This is a genomic window from Microbulbifer variabilis, from assembly GCF_056232115.1.
Genome location: NZ_CP174325.1, coordinates 2,995,324 through 3,011,737 on the forward strand (window position 1 = coordinate 2,995,324; position 16,414 = coordinate 3,011,737).

14 protein-coding genes are annotated in these 16,414 nt (G+C 50.5%); 10 read left to right on the forward strand and 4 right to left on the reverse strand.

Features of this window, described 5'->3' with window-relative positions; translation table 11 throughout:
* Window positions 1–66: 66 nt before the first annotated feature.
* Window positions 67–984, forward strand: coding sequence for a peptidylprolyl isomerase (locus ACJJI7_RS13275; RefSeq protein WP_444901952.1), 918 nt, complete (start codon window positions 67–69; stop codon window positions 982–984).
* Entirely contained in the window at window positions 974–2,035 is a 1,062-nt protein-coding gene (locus ACJJI7_RS13280) for a HupE/UreJ family protein (RefSeq protein ID WP_444901951.1), read from the forward strand. The genes ACJJI7_RS13275 and ACJJI7_RS13280 overlap by 11 nt, the downstream gene beginning before the upstream one ends.
* Window positions 2,036–2,072: 37 nt before the next feature.
* Here ACJJI7_RS13280 and ACJJI7_RS13285 read toward each other — a convergent pair whose 3' ends face one another.
* Complete coding sequence (locus ACJJI7_RS13285; protein WP_353375459.1) at window positions 2,073–2,840, reverse strand: alpha/beta hydrolase; 768 nt, start codon at window positions 2,838–2,840, stop codon at window positions 2,073–2,075.
* 195 nt (window positions 2,841–3,035) lie between these two features.
* Between ACJJI7_RS13285 and ACJJI7_RS13290 the strand changes: the two genes are divergently transcribed.
* Entirely contained in the window at window positions 3,036–3,404 is a 369-nt protein-coding gene (locus ACJJI7_RS13290) for a VOC family protein (protein ID WP_282951234.1), read from the forward strand.
* Between the two features lie 74 nt (window positions 3,405–3,478).
* Complete coding sequence (locus ACJJI7_RS13295; RefSeq protein ID WP_020411752.1) at window positions 3,479–3,922, forward strand: PaaI family thioesterase; 444 nt, start codon at window positions 3,479–3,481, stop codon at window positions 3,920–3,922.
* Between the two features lie 69 nt (window positions 3,923–3,991).
* On the opposite strand, the gene ACJJI7_RS13300 is transcribed toward ACJJI7_RS13295, so the two are convergent.
* The 3 genes from ACJJI7_RS13300 to ACJJI7_RS13310 all read right to left on the reverse strand — a co-directional run bounded on the left by ACJJI7_RS13300 (window position 3,992) and on the right by ACJJI7_RS13310 (window position 6,991).
* Window positions 3,992–5,047: an NAD(P)H-dependent flavin oxidoreductase gene (locus ACJJI7_RS13300; protein ID WP_282951232.1), complete on the reverse strand. Its 1,056-nt coding sequence runs from the start codon at window positions 5,045–5,047 to the stop codon at window positions 3,992–3,994.
* Between the two features lie 100 nt (window positions 5,048–5,147).
* A complete protein-coding gene (locus tag ACJJI7_RS13305) occupies window positions 5,148–5,885 on the reverse strand; it encodes a TIGR04219 family outer membrane beta-barrel protein (protein ID WP_020411754.1) in 738 nt (245 codons plus the stop codon).
* 233 nt (window positions 5,886–6,118) lie between these two features.
* A complete protein-coding gene (locus ACJJI7_RS13310; protein WP_020411755.1) occupies window positions 6,119–6,991 on the reverse strand; it encodes a LysR family transcriptional regulator in 873 nt (290 codons plus the stop codon).
* 185 nt (window positions 6,992–7,176) lie between these two features.
* On the opposite strand from ACJJI7_RS13310, the gene leuC reads away from it, so the two are divergent.
* The 6 genes from leuC (at window position 7,177) to ACJJI7_RS13340 (ending at window position 16,290) form a co-directional block, all read left to right on the forward strand.
* Window positions 7,177–8,625, forward strand: coding sequence for a 3-isopropylmalate dehydratase large subunit (gene leuC / locus ACJJI7_RS13315; RefSeq protein ID WP_020411756.1), 1,449 nt, complete (start codon window positions 7,177–7,179; stop codon window positions 8,623–8,625).
* Complete coding sequence (gene leuD, locus ACJJI7_RS13320) at window positions 8,625–9,272, forward strand: 3-isopropylmalate dehydratase small subunit (protein ID WP_020411757.1); 648 nt, start codon at window positions 8,625–8,627, stop codon at window positions 9,270–9,272. Before leuC ends, leuD begins: the two co-directional genes overlap by 1 nt.
* Before the next feature lie 30 nt (window positions 9,273–9,302).
* A complete protein-coding gene (gene leuB / locus ACJJI7_RS13325; protein ID WP_444902612.1) occupies window positions 9,303–10,361 on the forward strand; it encodes a 3-isopropylmalate dehydrogenase in 1,059 nt (352 codons plus the stop codon).
* 69 nt (window positions 10,362–10,430) lie between these two features.
* On the forward strand, window positions 10,431–11,546 hold the full coding sequence (asd, locus tag ACJJI7_RS13330) for an aspartate-semialdehyde dehydrogenase (RefSeq protein ID WP_444901950.1): 1,116 nt from the start codon (window positions 10,431–10,433) through the stop codon (window positions 11,544–11,546).
* Window positions 11,547–11,737: 191 nt separating this feature from the next.
* Complete coding sequence (locus ACJJI7_RS13335; protein WP_020411760.1) at window positions 11,738–12,733, forward strand: Asd/ArgC dimerization domain-containing protein; 996 nt, start codon at window positions 11,738–11,740, stop codon at window positions 12,731–12,733.
* Window positions 12,734–12,930: 197 nt separating this feature from the next.
* On the forward strand, window positions 12,931–16,290 hold the full coding sequence (locus tag ACJJI7_RS13340; RefSeq protein ID WP_444901949.1) for a motility hub landmark protein FimV: 3,360 nt from the start codon (window positions 12,931–12,933) through the stop codon (window positions 16,288–16,290).
* Window positions 16,291–16,414: the final 124 nt, after the last annotated feature.

Here is a 16,414-nt window from a genome sequence, read left to right on the forward strand (position 1 = left end):
AGTGAGGCGATCATTGCTTAACCTTATTAGTTTAGTAGTTGTAGAGGTTTTTAGTGGGAGGCTTAAATGCTGAAGAATTTGGGAGGACTGGGTAGAGATCCATTGGTACATTTTTTGGCTATCGCTTTGTTTCTATTTGTTGGTATTGAGCTGGTGGATCCAAAGGCAGGAGCATCGGATCAAACGAATATTCTACATTTGAATGAAGATTTGTTAATTGAATATATTCAATATCAAAAAAAAACATTCAACCCGAGGTTTGCCAGGACTTACTGGCAGAGCTTGGCCCCCTCTGATCGATCAGACTTGATTCATGACTATATTAGGGAGGAAGTGCTTTACCGCGAGGCTATGAATCTTGGCCTTCAGGATAATGATCAGATCATACGTCGTCGCCTTATTCAAAAGCTTGAGTATGTTACAGATGGCTTTGTTGGTGATATTAATGTTTCCCGGCAGGATTTAGAGCAGTACTTTTGGCTTCATCAGGAAGAGTACCGGATTGAAGCTTCTGTGACTTTCACTCATGTTTTTTTTGATTCCAGGAATCAATTTAATAACAGTCTAGAGGAGGTAGCTTTACAGACCTTGGATCACCTTTTGGAAAAGTCAGTGGCTTTTGAAAAATCCGCAGGGTATGGAGATAGATTTATATTTCACCGAAATTATGTGGCGCGAACGCGTCAACTGGTAGCTAGTCATATGGGGGAGGATATGACCCGGAAAATATTTCAGTTGCCAATAAACACTTGGTCCGGGCCTTATCAATCCCCTTATGGATTGCATTTAGTATTGGTGGTTGAGAATAATCCCAGTCGCCTGCCAAATTTTCAAGAGGTTGCTCCTCTGGTATTAGAAGACTATCGCCGTCAAAGAATGGATGATATGAGGCGACGTAAGATACAGGAATTGATTGCTCAATATCGAGTTGAATGGGATCTTTCAATACAGGATTTGTCTGCGGATTTTACCTATGTTAAATAGATATTCCTGCAGGTTAAGATTAATTATTTTAATTTTTCTGGTGGGTGGAATCTATGGTCGTCCTGGCTTTGCCCATGAAGGGAGGCCAATTTATATTCAATTGCAGGAGGTCTCAGAAAAAGTCTATAGTTTACGATGGAAGATCCCTCCCGTGATGGAGCCGGGTACTGAGCCCGATATTTACTTAAAGGGTGCAGGCTGTCAAAAAATCTCTGGAGTTGAGGTTCCTCGTCATTCTGCTGTAAAAATGTATCAGTGCCAATCTCTAAGCTTCAATACTATTAAAAGCCCTACTACTGATTTGCAAATATATCTTGTATACCCTGTTGCAAATCCAGTGCTATCTACCTTGATTCACTTTGAAAGGATAAATGGGGATGCTGTCCACCTTTTTAATGGCCCAGGTGTATTGGAAGTAAATCTGCCTGCTGATTTGTCTGCCTGGGAATGTGTGAGGCAGTATATTAAAGCAGGATTTTTACACATTTTAGAAGGTTACGATCACCTGCTTTTTGTTTTGTGTCTGGTTTTTATTGCAAGGGGGCTTCGGGGTGTTTTGATAGCGGTAACTGGCTTTACGCTAGGTCACTCGATCACACTGGGGCTCGCAAGCTTGAATTTCTTTACCATAAGGGTGGATGTTGTAGAAGTATTAATCCCATTAAGTATTATGGTCCTAGCGGCTGAGATTATTAATGCAGGGCATTCTCGTGATAGGAATACTTTGTCTTGGCGATTCCCGGCTATTGTTGCTAGCGGTTTTGGGTTGTTACATGGATTTGGGTTTGCCAGTGCATTGACAGGGCTGGGCCTTCCTCACGACCAAAAATTAGTAGCCTTGATTAGCTTTAATGCTGGTGTCGAGCTTGGTCAATTGGTATTTGTTTTATTTGTGCTTCTTTTGACATATATGGTTAAGTTGATATTTTTAAGATGGGGTTTTTCAGTATACTCACTTCGTGGTCCGATGCCGTCTACATCAGCTGTTTACCCAGTAGGTGTGGTGAGTGGGTATTGGCTGATTGAAAGATCTTTAGAATTGGTTTCTTAGAATTTAAGAATTTTAATTTACATTAAATGTAAGATTTCTATTCGGTTATCCACTTATAGCAAAATTCAGCAATATTTATCCATTTGGATTCTAGCATTAAGTAGTGGCCATAGCCTTCCGCAACATGCAAGGTGGTTTGTGAATTGCATTTCTTGGCGATGAGCCGTGCTGTAGAGGGTGGTATTGCGAGATCTTCAGAGCCTGAGATCATTAGAATAGGGCACTTTATTTTTTCATATTCAATTTTGGTGGTTTTATTTTCATCAAAGATCCAGAAGAATAGTTCAAAAAGCACTCTGCCTGATTCCGGTCCTAAACGATTAAATACAAGGTGCTGGTCAGATAAGTTTAGTTTGTTGAGCCCGAATTTTGCCATTGTTTCAAAGTCGGGTAATAGTATATCCTCCCAGAACTTCCCCGATGCCATAAACATTTTGCCAAGACTGCATTCCTGGCTGGTTGTGGGTGGAATTCCCCAGTTAGTGCTTCCATTCAATAAGATTATTTTTTGCGCTAGGCCCATGGAGGCTATTTTTTGTGCAATAACTCCACCTAAGGAATGTCCAATTAGAATTGGTTTTCTATTCAAATGTATAACAAATTTTGCTATATCCTCTACATAGTCTGTAATGCTTGTTCCGACAAGGAGTCGATGAGCCGCTTCTGATTTTGGGGTTTCATGGTACCGATAGGCGGGACTATGGCAGTTAAATCCTTTTTGAATAAAGTAGTTATGAAAATTCTCTAAAGTCCAAGGGCCAGCATTAGTACCGTGAATTAGAACAATGGGAGTGTCTATGGCTATTCTCCTGTTTTCTGTTACCGGGAATGTTGAAAGCTTAGCAAGGGAGTATGCTTTTTATTGGATTTTGGATGAGGTAATGTGGCTGTTGGTCAATTGATGTACGTATCGATTGACGTCTATAACCACAAGGAGAGTTTTTAGCTGTTTCGTCATTGAGAACCTAAAAGTACGTAATTTTATTTGTGGGATATTTAGATGATTTCGCATATATCATTGGGCACTAATGACCTTCAGAGAGCTGAGCACTTTTATGATGCAATTTTAATTGTCATACAGGCTACAAAAACCTATTCATCTGAACGGGTTATATTTTGGGGGTTTCCGAACTCAACAGTAAAGTTATCAATTACGGTTCCTTTTGATGGTGAGCCAGCGTTTCATGGCAATGGCACTATGGTGGCTCTTAAGGTGGAAGATGCAGGACTGGTGGATGCCATATTTACTAGGGCAATAGAATTGGGTGCTATTAGTGAGGGCGAACCTGGAGAGAGAAATCAGGGGGCTTACTATGGTGCATATTTCAGAGATTTGGATGGAAACAAAGTTGCTATCTTTTCGCGTTAGTAATTTTTTGAGACACAAAGACGGCCTCTACTCCGACAAAAGTTATATATGGATTTTTTTAAGGATTATTGTTAATGAGCAAAGGGATGTTTCATAAAATGTTGGATGGCAATTTACCTATGCCTAATGCGGCACAAACTCTTGGTGCAAAAATACTGGAGATAGATTGCAAAAACGGAAAGGTAAAGGTTGAGTTTGAGGCGAAAGAGGCTTTTACCAATCCTGTGGGGAATATCCAGGGAGGATTTCTATCCGCCATGCTCGACGATACTATGGGGCCGGCGCTTGCTGTAACCCTTGAGGATAATGAGTTTGCGCCAACTTTAGAGCTGAAAATAAACTTTATTGCACCTGCTGTAATCGGTAAGCTATATGGATGGGGGAGGGTTGTTTCCAAGGGGGCTAGTGTTTGTTTCCTTGAGGGAGAACTTTTCCAGGAGGGAACCTTGATTGCCAGGTCTACTGCTACCGCTCTTATTCGGAATTTCTCTTCCTCCGCCAAAAAACAGGATCACTAGTGTGTGTATCAGGTGAGCTTGTGCTCAGAAAAAGGGGTAGGTATAGATCCGCTAATATATTTTTCTAAACTAGCTGCAGGCTTCGATCTCTGCGATTAAAGTTGTCATTAATTCACTTGCAGGTAAGGCTCTGGCTAATGGGGCGCCCTGGCCTGCCCATTGGACTGAAAAGTCCTCGCTGCCAGCATTGGCTGCTGCGGCGGCAAGTGCTTTACCTGCACTGTAGCATATAGGGTAGTCCGGGCGGGCAGGGGCATTTATATCCAGCTCTCGATAAAAGCGATTGCTGATTCCCCGGGCAGGGCGCCCGGAAATGTTAATGGTAATTGCGGTGTTGTGTGCCCGCTCACTCTGAAGGGATTTGCGAAAGGTATCATTAGCGGCGGATTCAGGGCATAGAACAAAAGCTGTCCCCATCTGCACCGCACTGGCACCCAGGGAAAAAGCTGCCTGGATACCGGCTCCATCCATTATGCCTCCTGCGGCAATAACCGGTAGGCGGTGTTGGCAGCTCAGTAGCCTTACTAGTGCCAAAGTGCCTAGCTCCTCATCAAGCTCTGGTTCGAATACACCTCTGTGACCACCGGCTTCTATACCTTGTGCAATTACGGCGTCAATGCCGGCTTCTTCAATAAGTTGTGCCTCTATAAGATTTGTGGCGGTAGCTAGAAGAGTAATACCTGCATCTTTCAGGGTGTCGATAGTGGATTGCTCTGGTAAGCCAAAATGAAAGCTGACTACGGCTGGCCTCTCTTCCAGAATTACTGACAGCATTTCACTATTACCGATAAAGCTATAGTAGGGCTCATGGAGTTCTTTAGGTGGTGTCGCCTTCAGGGCGGCAAAGTAAGGAGCGAGGTGGGCAAGCCAATCTGCTTCGCGTTTAGCGTCTGCAATAGCTGGCTGATGGCAGAAGAGGTTTACGTTAAATGGGGCGCAGGTTAGTGCCCGGGTTTGGCGGATTTGCTCTGCTGCTTTTTGTGGTGAACTTGCTCCGAGGCCAAGAGCGCCCAGGCCGCCTGCATTAGAAACAGCAGCGGCCAGTTCTGGGCTAGAAACACCTGCCATGGGTGCCTGGAGTATTGGGTGCGGAACTCCCAGTCTTTCCAATAGTGCTTGCGCCATCCCACCGGCCTCTCTGATATTTGACTTACTACATTAAGGTAGTTTGCGCGCGGTAACTATACCGCGCTGCGGTTATTTCGAGTAGGTGGGGCAGGGCTATTTACAGGTGCAGGTTGAGTCCAATATAGGGACCTTTAATTTCGATATCGCTCTGCAGGTCGTCCAACTCTTCCAGGTCAAGGCTCATTACCCGATAGCCTGCCTCGATAGCCAAATCAATTGCCGGTACGAAATCCCAGCGTACTTTTGCGGTGAGGTCTGTGTGGGTATCACCTCGGTAGGCCGTACCATTACCTTGAGCAATAACCGACCAGCCGGTAAATGGCAGGTCGAAACGCGCCATAGCGTAGGCCATTGGCAAGTAACCGGTGAGGTCGACAGTTTCTGCCTGGGTTTCGCTTACCGCAGTAAATTCTCCGTCATACATGCGCGCAGTCAGGCCTATGTCTAAATTCACCCAGTTATCCAGCACTTCATAGTAGAAGGTGGCATCGGTGTGTGTAAGGGTGAGGTCAGTGGTGATCTCTGAGCCTACCAGGAAGGTTTCATCGTCGAAGGTTACAGAGCCCTCCAATAGTGCGGCACCATCGGTGTCAATCTTGCTGTGGGCTAACAGGATATTGGGGACCAGTGGTATCGGGTGCTCCAGGGCCGCCTGAATAAAGGTAATGTTGTCTTCACTGAGGGAGAGATTGTCCAAATCATAGTCATCATTGCCAATGCCACCGGTGTAACCTGGGAGCCAGACGCCTGCTGTGGCATCAAAACCAAGTATGGTATCTGCGCTGGCAGTAGTGCAGGCGAGGAGGGCACTGAAAGCAATTGCGGTTTTTTTCATGGACTTCTCTCCGTGATGAATTTGTCGCGGAGTGTACAGATATATTTTTTATGTGCCGCTGTAAGTTGCACATTTTTGCAAATCTTTTTGAACGGATAAGCAAAACTGGCGTGTAAAAGCGTCGTGCTGTTGGGGTTCAGCTCTCCGCCTCATTTAATGTATTGCGATTGGCTCCGTATTCGTCAGCCAAGTCTCACTAAATGAGCTTGTGATATTTTTCCTTTTGCGCTGGTTTAATTGGCTGCTTCAAATAACATTTCTTGTAGGGCACTGGCGGCATTGCTCAAGGTGCGACCGCGATGACTGATGACACCCAGGTTGCGCAGCACCTGCAGTTTCTTCACTGGTAATACAGCGAGGCTTTCATCGACCAGCGTGTGGGGCAGTACACTCCAGCCAAGGCCCACACAGGCCATCATCTTGATAGTCTCCAGGAAGTTGGTCGCTAATTTGGCGCTGAGCTTTAGCCCTTGCGCATCAAACTCGCGTTTAATCAGGCGCCCGGTATAGGTATTGAGGTCCGGCAGTATGGCGGGGTAGTCGGCCAGGTCGGCCAGTTCCAGCGCGGGAATTTTTGTCAGGGGGTGTTCTGGAGCGGCTACCACCACACAGGGGTCGGGCCAGATAACCTGTGCATTGAGGTGCGGGTATTCTTTCAGGGCCAGAGTTACAACTGCCAGCTCATACTTGGCTGCCATCAGTGCCTCATAAGCCTGTTCGGAATCCAGGAAATCGATATCGAGGGCCACTTCTGGATAGCGGTTACTGAACTCTCTAAGCACCGGTGGCAAGTGGTGCAGTCCCACATGGTGACTGGTAGCAATGCGCAAGCTGCCGCTCACCGAGTTGCTGAGGGCGCGTAACTCCCGCTCTGCATCACTGATTTCGTTGAGAATATGTCGGGCGCGGGGCAGTAGCACGCGGCCGGCATCGGTCAGCTGTAGGCGCCGGCCGATGCGGTTAAACAATGTCGCGCCAAGTTGCTGTTCGAGGGCGGCGAGGCGCTTGCTTACCGCGGGCTGCGTCAGGTGAAGCTGAGTCGCCCCCTCGGAGACAGAGCCTCTCTCAGCAATTGCTAGGAATGCTTTAAGCCATTGAATTTCCAAATTTTTTAGCCTCGTTTTATGGGTCGCGGGAATACTGTTGGCGGTGTATGAAGCGGCCCAACTTACATGCTACTTCAGGATGAGCTTTGAATTCCATTATGGAATACTTGTAATAATAAATATAAATTGGTGTTATTTGTTGCTGCTGGGTAGACTCGGTCTCTAAACAATTGAGAGGACTGGCTGTGGCAGGGCAAACACTCTACGACAAACTGTGGCAAGACCATCTGGTCAAGACCAGTGATGATGGCTCGGCGCTTATTTACATCGACCGTCACTTGATTCACGAAGTGACTTCCCCACAGGCATTTGAGGGCCTTCGACTGGCAGGGCGCAGACCCTGGCGCAAGGATTCCCTAGTGGCGACACCGGATCACAATGTGCCTTCCGAGAGCACGGAGCGCGCCGCAGGCGTGAGCGGTATCCGTGACGATATTTCCCGCATTCAGGTACAAACTTTGGATGAGAACTGCCGGGATTTCGATGTGGTGCAGTTTGGCATTAACGAACCGGGTCAGGGCATTGTGCATGTTATTGGTCCTGAGACCGGGGCGACTCTGCCCGGTATGACCGTGGTATGTGGTGACTCACACACCTCTACCCATGGTGCTCTGGGCGCGCTGGCCCACGGCATAGGCACTTCTGAAGTGGAGCATGTCATGGCCACCCAGTGCCTGACCCAGAAGAAGATGAAAAATATGCTGGTGCGCGTAGACGGCGAACTCCGTCCAGGCGTTACCGCCAAAGATGTGGTGCTGGCGATTATCGGTAAGATCGGCACCGCCGGGGGCACTGGCTATGCGATTGAGTTCGGCGGTGAGGTTATCCGCAACATGTCCATGGAAGGTCGTATGACCGTTTGTAACATGGCGATTGAGGGCGGTGCCCGTGCCGGCATGGTCTCGGTTGACCAGATCACTCTCGATTATGTGAAAGGCAAACCCTACGCGCCAAAAGGTGGGCAGTGGGACAGAGCGGTTGAGGCCTGGAGTCACCTGCATTCCGATGATGACGCCGAGTTTGATGCGGTGGTGGAATTGCGCGGTGAAGATATCGAACCCCAGGTGAGTTGGGGTACTTCACCGGAAATGGTGGCCTCGATCAGTGCCAAAGTGCCAGATCCCTCTGCCGAAAGTGATGCTACCAAGCGTACTGGAATGGAGCGCGCTCTCGACTATATGGGCCTTGAGGCCGGGCAAAAGATTAGTGATATTCGCCTGGATCGGGTATTTATCGGCTCCTGTACAAATTCCCGGATCGAAGATCTGCGCGCTGCTGCTGAAGTGGTCCAAGGCCGGTACAAAGCAGATAGCGTCAAGCAGGTATTGGTTGTACCCGGTTCTCAGGCGGTGAAAGCTCAGGCGGAACAGGAAGGGTTACATGCAATCTTTGAGCAGGCAGGCTTTGAGTGGCGAGAGCCCTCCTGCTCTATGTGTCTTGCTATGAATGCAGACAAGTTGGGGGCTGGTGAACACTGTGCCTCAACCTCTAATCGCAACTTTGAAGGACGTCAGGGCTATGGTGGGCGCACCCACTTGGTGAGCCCCAGTATGGCGGCAGCCGCAGCAATTGCGGGACACTTTGTCGATGTGCGTGAAATGGCGACGGTGCGAGCCGAAGAGGAGATGGCCTGATGAAAGCGTTTACCCAACATGAAGGTCTTGTGGTGCCGATGGACCGGGCCAACGTGGACACCGACCTGATAATTCCCAAGCAATTTCTTAAGTCCATCAAGCGCACCGGGTTTGGCCCCAATTTGTTTGATGAGCTGCGCTACCTGGACGAGGGATTCCCTGGGCAGGACTGCTCAAACCGCCCTGTTAATCCAGATTTCCCACTAAATTTCCCGCGTTACCAGGGTGGTTCGGTATTACTTGCGCGCGAGAATTTCGGTTGTGGTTCCAGTCGTGAGCATGCGCCTTGGGCGCTGGATGATCACGGTTTTCGTGCAGTTATTGCCCCCAGTTTCGCCGATATCTTCTTCAATAACTGTTTTAAAAACGGCCTGTTGCCGATTGTATTACCGGAGGAGGTAGTACATCAGTTGTTTGAAGAAACTCATGGGCAGGAAGGATATTCACTGACCATTGATCTGGAGCAGCAGCATGTGCGCAAACCCTGCGGTGAAGTGATTCCCTTTGAGGTAGATGCGTTCCACAAGCACTGCTTGCTTAATGGCCTTGATCACATCGGCCTGACATTGGAGCACTCAGAAGATATTCGTGCTTATGAAGAGGTGCGACGTGAAAAAGCCCCATGGCTTTTTGATGCGGTTCAGTAATTAAAGGAAATTCCTGTGACAAAGAAAGTAATGATTTTGCCGGGCGACGGCATTGGCCCGGAAATTGTTGAGCAGGCGATGGCGGTACTGGAAGTCGCGTCTGGAAAATTTAATTTGGGGCTTAGTTTTGAACAGGGGCTGATTGGGGGTTCCTCAATTGATGCCCATGGTGAGCCCCTCACCGATGAGGCGCTCAAGGCTGCTGGCGAGTGTGATGCAGTATTACTCGGTGCTGTTGGTGGTCCCCAGTGGGATACCCTGGAGAGAGAAATTCGTCCGGAGAAAGGCCTGTTGAAAATCCGCAGTGGCCTCGGCTTATACGCCAATTTGCGCCCGGCAATTCTTTACCCCCAATTAGCAGATGCTTCCTCCCTGAAACCGGAGGTGGTTTCAGGGCTGGATATTTTGATTGTACGTGAGCTGACTGGCGGCATTTACTTTGGTGAGCCTCGGGGTATCCAGACTCTGGAAAATGGCGAACGCCAGGGCTTTAACACCTATGTCTACAGTGAGTCGGAAATTGAGCGTATTGCGCGCAGTGCCTTCGAGGCGGCGCAAAAACGCAGCGGTAAACTCTGCTCTGTGGATAAGGCTAATGTGCTCGAAGTCACTGTACTTTGGAGAGAGGTATTGGATCGTCTGGCACCGGAGTACCCCGATGTTGAACTGTCCCATATGTACGTGGACAACGCTGCGATGCAATTGGTGCGTGCGCCCAAGCAGTTCGACGTAATGGTCACCGGTAATATGTTCGGCGATATTCTCTCAGATGCCGCCGCCATGCTTACGGGCTCCATTGGCATGTTGCCTTCTGCCTCCTTGAATGAAAGTGGTTTTGGCCTTTATGAGCCCTGCCACGGTTCCGCGCCGGATATCGCAGGGCAGGGTATTGCCAATCCATTGGCAACGATTCTGTCCGCTGCGATGATGCTGCGTTACTCCCTCAATATGAGTGAGGCAGCAGAAGCCATTGAGGCCGCGGTGAGCAAGGTGTTGGAGCAGGGGTTGCGCACCGCGGATATTTATACTGAGGGCAGCCAGAAAGTCACCACCGCAGAAATGGGGGCTGCCGTCGTCGCTGCACTTTAATCCCCGATTTCACTATCGCGCCGCTTTCCCGGCGGCGCACTTTGATCACATCACACACAGGATATCGCAATGCAAAAAATTGGTTTTATCGGCTGGCGCGGCATGGTCGGTTCGGTATTACTGGAGCGCATGCGCTCAGAGGATGACTTTGCCCATATCGTTGAACCGGTTTTTTTTTCCACTTCCAATGCGGGTGGAAAGGCACCGGATATTGACCGTGAACTGCCGCCTTTGGGCGATGCCTACGATATCAATGCATTGGCAGAGTTAGATGCGATTGTCAGCTGTCAGGGTGGTGACTATACAAAGGAGGTTTTCTCCCGCCTTCGTGACGCAGGCTGGAATGGCTACTGGATAGATGCCGCTTCGAGTTTACGTATGCAGGACGATGCCGTAATCGTTCTGGATCCGGTTAACCGCGATGTTATCGATCGCGCCATAGAAGCCGGGCAAAAGAATTTTATTGGTGGCAACTGCACCGTTAGCCTGATGTTGATGGCTCTCGGTGGTTTGTTTAAAGCCGGTATGGTGGAGTGGGTTACAGCCATGACCTACCAGGCCGCCAGTGGTGCCGGTGCCCGCAATATGCGGGAGCTCATTGGGCAGATGGGCGCTATTCGCGACGGTGTTAGCGGTGAGCTCGCCGACCCCGCCAGCGCGATTCTGGAAATTGATCGCAAGGTGGCTGCGGATATGCGGTCGGTTGAATTTCCCACTGCCGAGTTCGGTGCCCCCCTGGCTGGCAGCCTTCTGCCATGGATTGATACCCAGCTTGAAAATGGCCAAAGCCGTGAAGAGTGGAAAGCTCAGGTTGAAGCGAACAAAATCCTGCAGACAACTGCTCCAATTCCGGTGGATGGTACCTGTGTGCGTATTGGTGCGATGCGCTGCCACAGTCAGGCTTTCACTGTGAAGCTGAAGAAAGACCTGCCTATGGCAGATATTGATCAGTTGATAGGTGCGGCAAATGAATGGGTCAGCGTCGTGCCCAATGATCGCGAGGCTACTTTACAGTCGCTGACTCCCACTGCCGTGACTGGCAAACTGGATATCCCGGTGGGGCGTCTGCGCAAGTTGAGTATGGGGCCTGAGTACTTGAACGCTTTCACTGTGGGGGACCAACTGCTGTGGGGTGCTGCAGAGCCCCTCCGCCGCATACTTCTGATTTTGCTCGGCAAGCTTTAATTGGTACGGCCCTGGATAAGTCCTCAAATGGCAATCTTTTTTGTGCCTATTAATGGAGGACTTTTCGCCAAGCTGTGAACCCCATCGCGTAAAAAGCCGCTACTGGTTGTCATAGCGGCTTTTTCGATTTTCCCTCACAGGTATAATCGCCCCTCATTTTTTCCTTTCCAATTTCAACGAAGTGAATAGCCATGTCCGAAGCCGCCCGCGAACTGGTCATCGTCGGTGTCGATAACGCCGCCTTTGCCCCTCTGCTGGAAATACTGGAGGAGCGGGAAATTATTACCGCTGAACAGCTGAGTTTGCTGGAGACCGAAGACCGGGAAGTGGACCCGCAGGTGTTTGCTAACCGCAATATTCCTGTGCAGTCCCTGGAAAAATTCGCTTTTAATGACCAGCAGGTGGTTCTCCTATTGAGCGCCGGTGATGCTGTTCAAGCCGCCATGGCTGCGGCCGAGCAAAATGATGCCTGGATAGTGGATGCGGCTGCCAATACCCGAGGCGATGAAAGTGCTGTTTTGATCCATCCGATGTTTAACAGTGGGGATCTGGCGAATGCAGATCGTCGCCTAGTTACCCTACCCTGTGCTGGTGCCGCCATGGTCGCGGAGGCCTTGGCCCCCCTGAAGGATAAGTTGCAGGCTATCGAAGTTCAGTTGAGCCAGCCGGTATCTGCGCTGGGGAAGGCTGCGATTGATTCAATGGCCGCACAGACGGCGCGTATGTTTAGTGGACAGGAGGCAGAAATTGATCCGGCGATCGGCCACCGCTTGGCTTTTAATTTGCTAAGCGCTAGCGAGGGGCTGCTCGCCAGTGGTCACACTGTGAGTGAGCTGACCCTGATCCATGATTTGCGCCGCCTGCTTGGCGAGAATGTTGCGGTGGACGCCAACATCAGCACGGTTTCCGTATTTCACGGTCAGCTGGCTAACTTGGGTGTTTCCCTGTTGGAAGATGTTGATTTGGAAAATGCGCGCGCATTGTTGGGCAATGGCGCTCGCCTGCAGTTGGCGGAACAGCCATCAGCAGAAAACGCAGTCGGCAGCGATGTGACAATCATCGGACGCTTGCGCCAAAGTCTACTTAATAAGCGTCAGCTAAATCTTTGTGCAGTATCAGACAACCTGCGAAAAGATGTAGCAATGAACTGTGCACAAATTGCTCACTTGTTGCTAAAAAACTACTGATATTTAATACTTAGCCGCCATAGTGAAGGTGTAATCTTAACTTTGGTCCGGCTGAGAGTGGCGAAATATTCACCACAGTTGGTGGCCGCTTGAAAGGCGGTCAATTAGTCGAACGATTACCGTTCAGTAATGGGGATTTTCTGAAGGCGCGCTTTTCGGAAGCCCTGGGAAGATTCTAACAATAAAGGGAATCGGATATGCGTGTGCGTAAGCTGGCACTTGCAGTTGGTCTAGTCGGTGCACTGGGAAGCAACGCGGCTCTAGCGCTCGGATTGGGTGAGATCAAACTCAACTCCACCCTTAATCAGCCACTTAATGCGGAGATCGGACTGCTGCAAACGCGCGGTCTGAACGACACAGAGATTAAAGTACGCCTCGCGGGGCCGGATGAATTCAATCGTGCCGGGGTGGAGCGCGCCTATTTACTCACTTCACTGCGCTTTGATGTGGATTATTCGGGTGCCAAGCCGGTTATTCGCATAACAAGCCGCGAGCCTATCCGTGAGCCTTTCTTGAATTTCCTGGTGGAGACTCGCTGGCCCAGCGGCCGCCTGCTGCGCGAGTATACCCTGTTGATGGATCTGCCGGCATTTTCGCCGAACACAGCCCAGCAACCGGTGCGTGCTGCTGAACGTGAACGCCAACAAGTCCGTCGGGATACTCCGGTACAGCGTCCCGCTCAACGTCCCCTCCAGCCAGCTCAACAGCCGACGGTTGAGCCGGACAGTGAGCTGGTTGGTGAACCTGCGACGGCGCAGCAGTCTGAGCCGGTTCGGCGCCAGCCGCAACGCGCTTCTTCTGTGGAAGACGCGGGCAGCAACAGCCAGGTTTATGGCCCGGTTTCCTCCGCCGATACTCTGTGGGAGATCGCCTTGGAAAATCGCGTTGGCCGCGAGTTTTCAGTGCAGCAGACCATGCTGGCGATCCAGCGCCTGAACCCTGAAGCCTTTATTAATGACAATATCAACCTGCTGAAAAAGGGCGCTGTTCTGCGCTTGCCCAATGCTGATGACCTGCGCAGCCTAAGCCTTACCGAGGCGATCTCCGAGGTTGCCCAGCAAAATGATTCCTGGCGCCAGCGTACAGGTGCGGAAGACATTGCTGCAGCTGCGCCCCTGGATGCCCGCCCTGTGGTCGAAGAGACCGTAGCCAATGATGTTGTTGAAGGGCGGGTAAGCTTGGCCGCTCCAGGTGATAACGAATCCGTTACTTCCGGCTCTGGCAGTGGAGCAGAAGACAGCGAAGCGCTGGATGGCGACCTGACAGTGGCAGAGGAAGAACTGGATAAATCGCAGCTGGAAAACACCGAGCTGCGCGAGCGCATCGCAGAGCTCGATGAACAGATTGACACCATGGAGGCTCTGGTCGATGTCTCCAATGAAGAGATGCGCGCGGTACAGGCAGCTGCAGAGCAGTCTGATCCTCTGCTTGATCCCAGTGAAATTGACTCTGCAGAAATCGATACCGTGCAGGAAGAGATGCTTGCCGCGAGTGAAGGTGAATCTCTCGATACAGCCGAGCAGCCTGAGGTGGAAACGGCTGCTGTAGAGCCGGAAGCGCGCAATCGCGTAGTTTCGGTCCAGACCAAGTCAGAGCCCACTCTCATGGAGAGGCTCGGTGATAATATGCAGTTCATCGGTATTGGGGCTGCCGGCTTGCTGGTCGGTATTTTTGGCTTCTTTACTTGGCGCCGCCGTAAAGCTGAGCAAGAGGCCGAGCAGCAGCTGGAGCAGGAAATGGCTGCCGAGCGGGCGCCAATAGAGATTCCGATGGAAAACGCGGAACCGGATGAAACCCTGGCCGCTGTTGAAAGCATGGAGGCGGATGATACTTTTGACCTTGGCGATCTTGGGGATGTGGGAACCGATGACCCTATTTCCGAGGCGGAAATTCATTTGTCGCTGGGACAGTATGAAGAGGCTGAGGCCAAGCTGTTACAGGGCCTGGAAAAAGACCCACAAGTGGTGGATGCGCGCCTGATGCTGATGGAGGTGTATGCCCATCATCAGGATGTAGAGAAATTTGACGAGCACTATCTGCAGTTGCTCAGTATTAGCGATGGCCCTGTGGCTGACCGCGCAGCGCGTTTGCGCGAAACCATTGCCGGGGCGCCGGATTTTGAAACACCGTCAATGGATTTTTCCAGTGAATCCCTGGAAGCGGCGCAGTTGGATGATATCGGTGCAGCCCTGGACCAGGATTTTTCCAGTGCTGAACCGTCAACCCTCCCCGCTGATGATTTCAGCAGTGACACGTCGCTTCTCGATGATCTGACCATGGATCTGTCCCTGGGCGATGAAAAGCCTGTCGGCGCCGATTCCGAACAGGAGTTGTCCCTGGATCTCGACCTGGACACCTCTTTTGATGAGTCGGTTTCTGGTACTGACCAAGCTTCGGACCTGGAAAGCGAATTCAACCTGGATGACCTTGATCTCAATGGCGCACTGGAAAATGATGCGCAGTTGGCTGATAGCGAAACCCCATTGCAGGCAGATAATGATCTAAGCCTCGATGATCTGGATCTGGGTGAGCTGGACCTCGGCGATCTCAATTCAAAAGCTGGTGACCTTGGTGAGCCAACAGTGAAGGAGGCCTCTGGGGATGAGTTAGCGATAGATGCCTTCGATAGCGCTGAGTTGGACCTTGACTCCCTGGAGCTTGAAAATGACAGTGCGGAGCCAGCCATTGAAAGTGCGGCTGCCGAGGCCTCTGAAGCCAAGGCCGGCGGGTCTATCGGTGGCTTGGACTTCGAGCTGGACCTCTCCATGATGGATGGTGAGGATGAGGTAAAATCGATTATTGAGGAGCCTCAGGCTGAAGAGCCAGCTGCTGAATTGGATCAGGACCTGGATCTTGATGCTATCGATATGGATCTCGCAGACTTGCAGAGCCCCGCAGGTGAAGCCGATTTGTCCCTGGAGGAGTTCTCTGAGGGTGAGCTTGAAATGATTGGTGGAGAGCTCGATTCCGAGTTGGATCTCGACAATATCGATCTCGATGATATTGCCGCGGATCTTTCCTCTCCTGATGAATTGGCAGTGGAGGCTGAAGCGGTTTCCAGTGAATCGGCTGAACTAGATAATAGTGGTGATTTGTCTCTGGAGACGGATCTTGAGCTGGATATGGCCTCGTTGGAAGCAACCGGTGAGGAGTTGTCTCTGGGCGAGGAGTCTATTGAGGAGGAGTTCTCTCTAGAGGATGAGCTTGCCCTGATTGATGAGTCTACTGATGGCGACCTTACTCTTGAGACTGGCGCGGATCTTGGCGAGGGGGCTATAGCCGATGAGCCTGGGCAGCTTGAGGCTATGGCTGAAAAAGAGCAATCTGGAGGAGAGTCTGAGTTTGCCGACTTGGATTTCAACCTGGAAAGTGACCTCAACTCGGAATTGAGCCTGCTCGAAGGCGGCGACGAGATGGGTACCAAGCTGGAATTGGCCCAGGCTTACCTGGATATGGGGGATAAAGAGGGCGCCAAGGATATCCTCAAGGAAGTGGCCCAGGATGGAGGCGGTGAGCATAGGAATCGCGCTGAGGAAATGCTGGAGCGTATGGTGTAAATTTTCTTGGTATTTCGCCTTAGGAAACCTCGCACAGGCTGCGAGGTTTTTTTATTGGGCTGGAGCATTATTTTCCTGTCCGTTAGGGGCATTAATCTGATTGATGTTGCTGTCGCTCTGATAT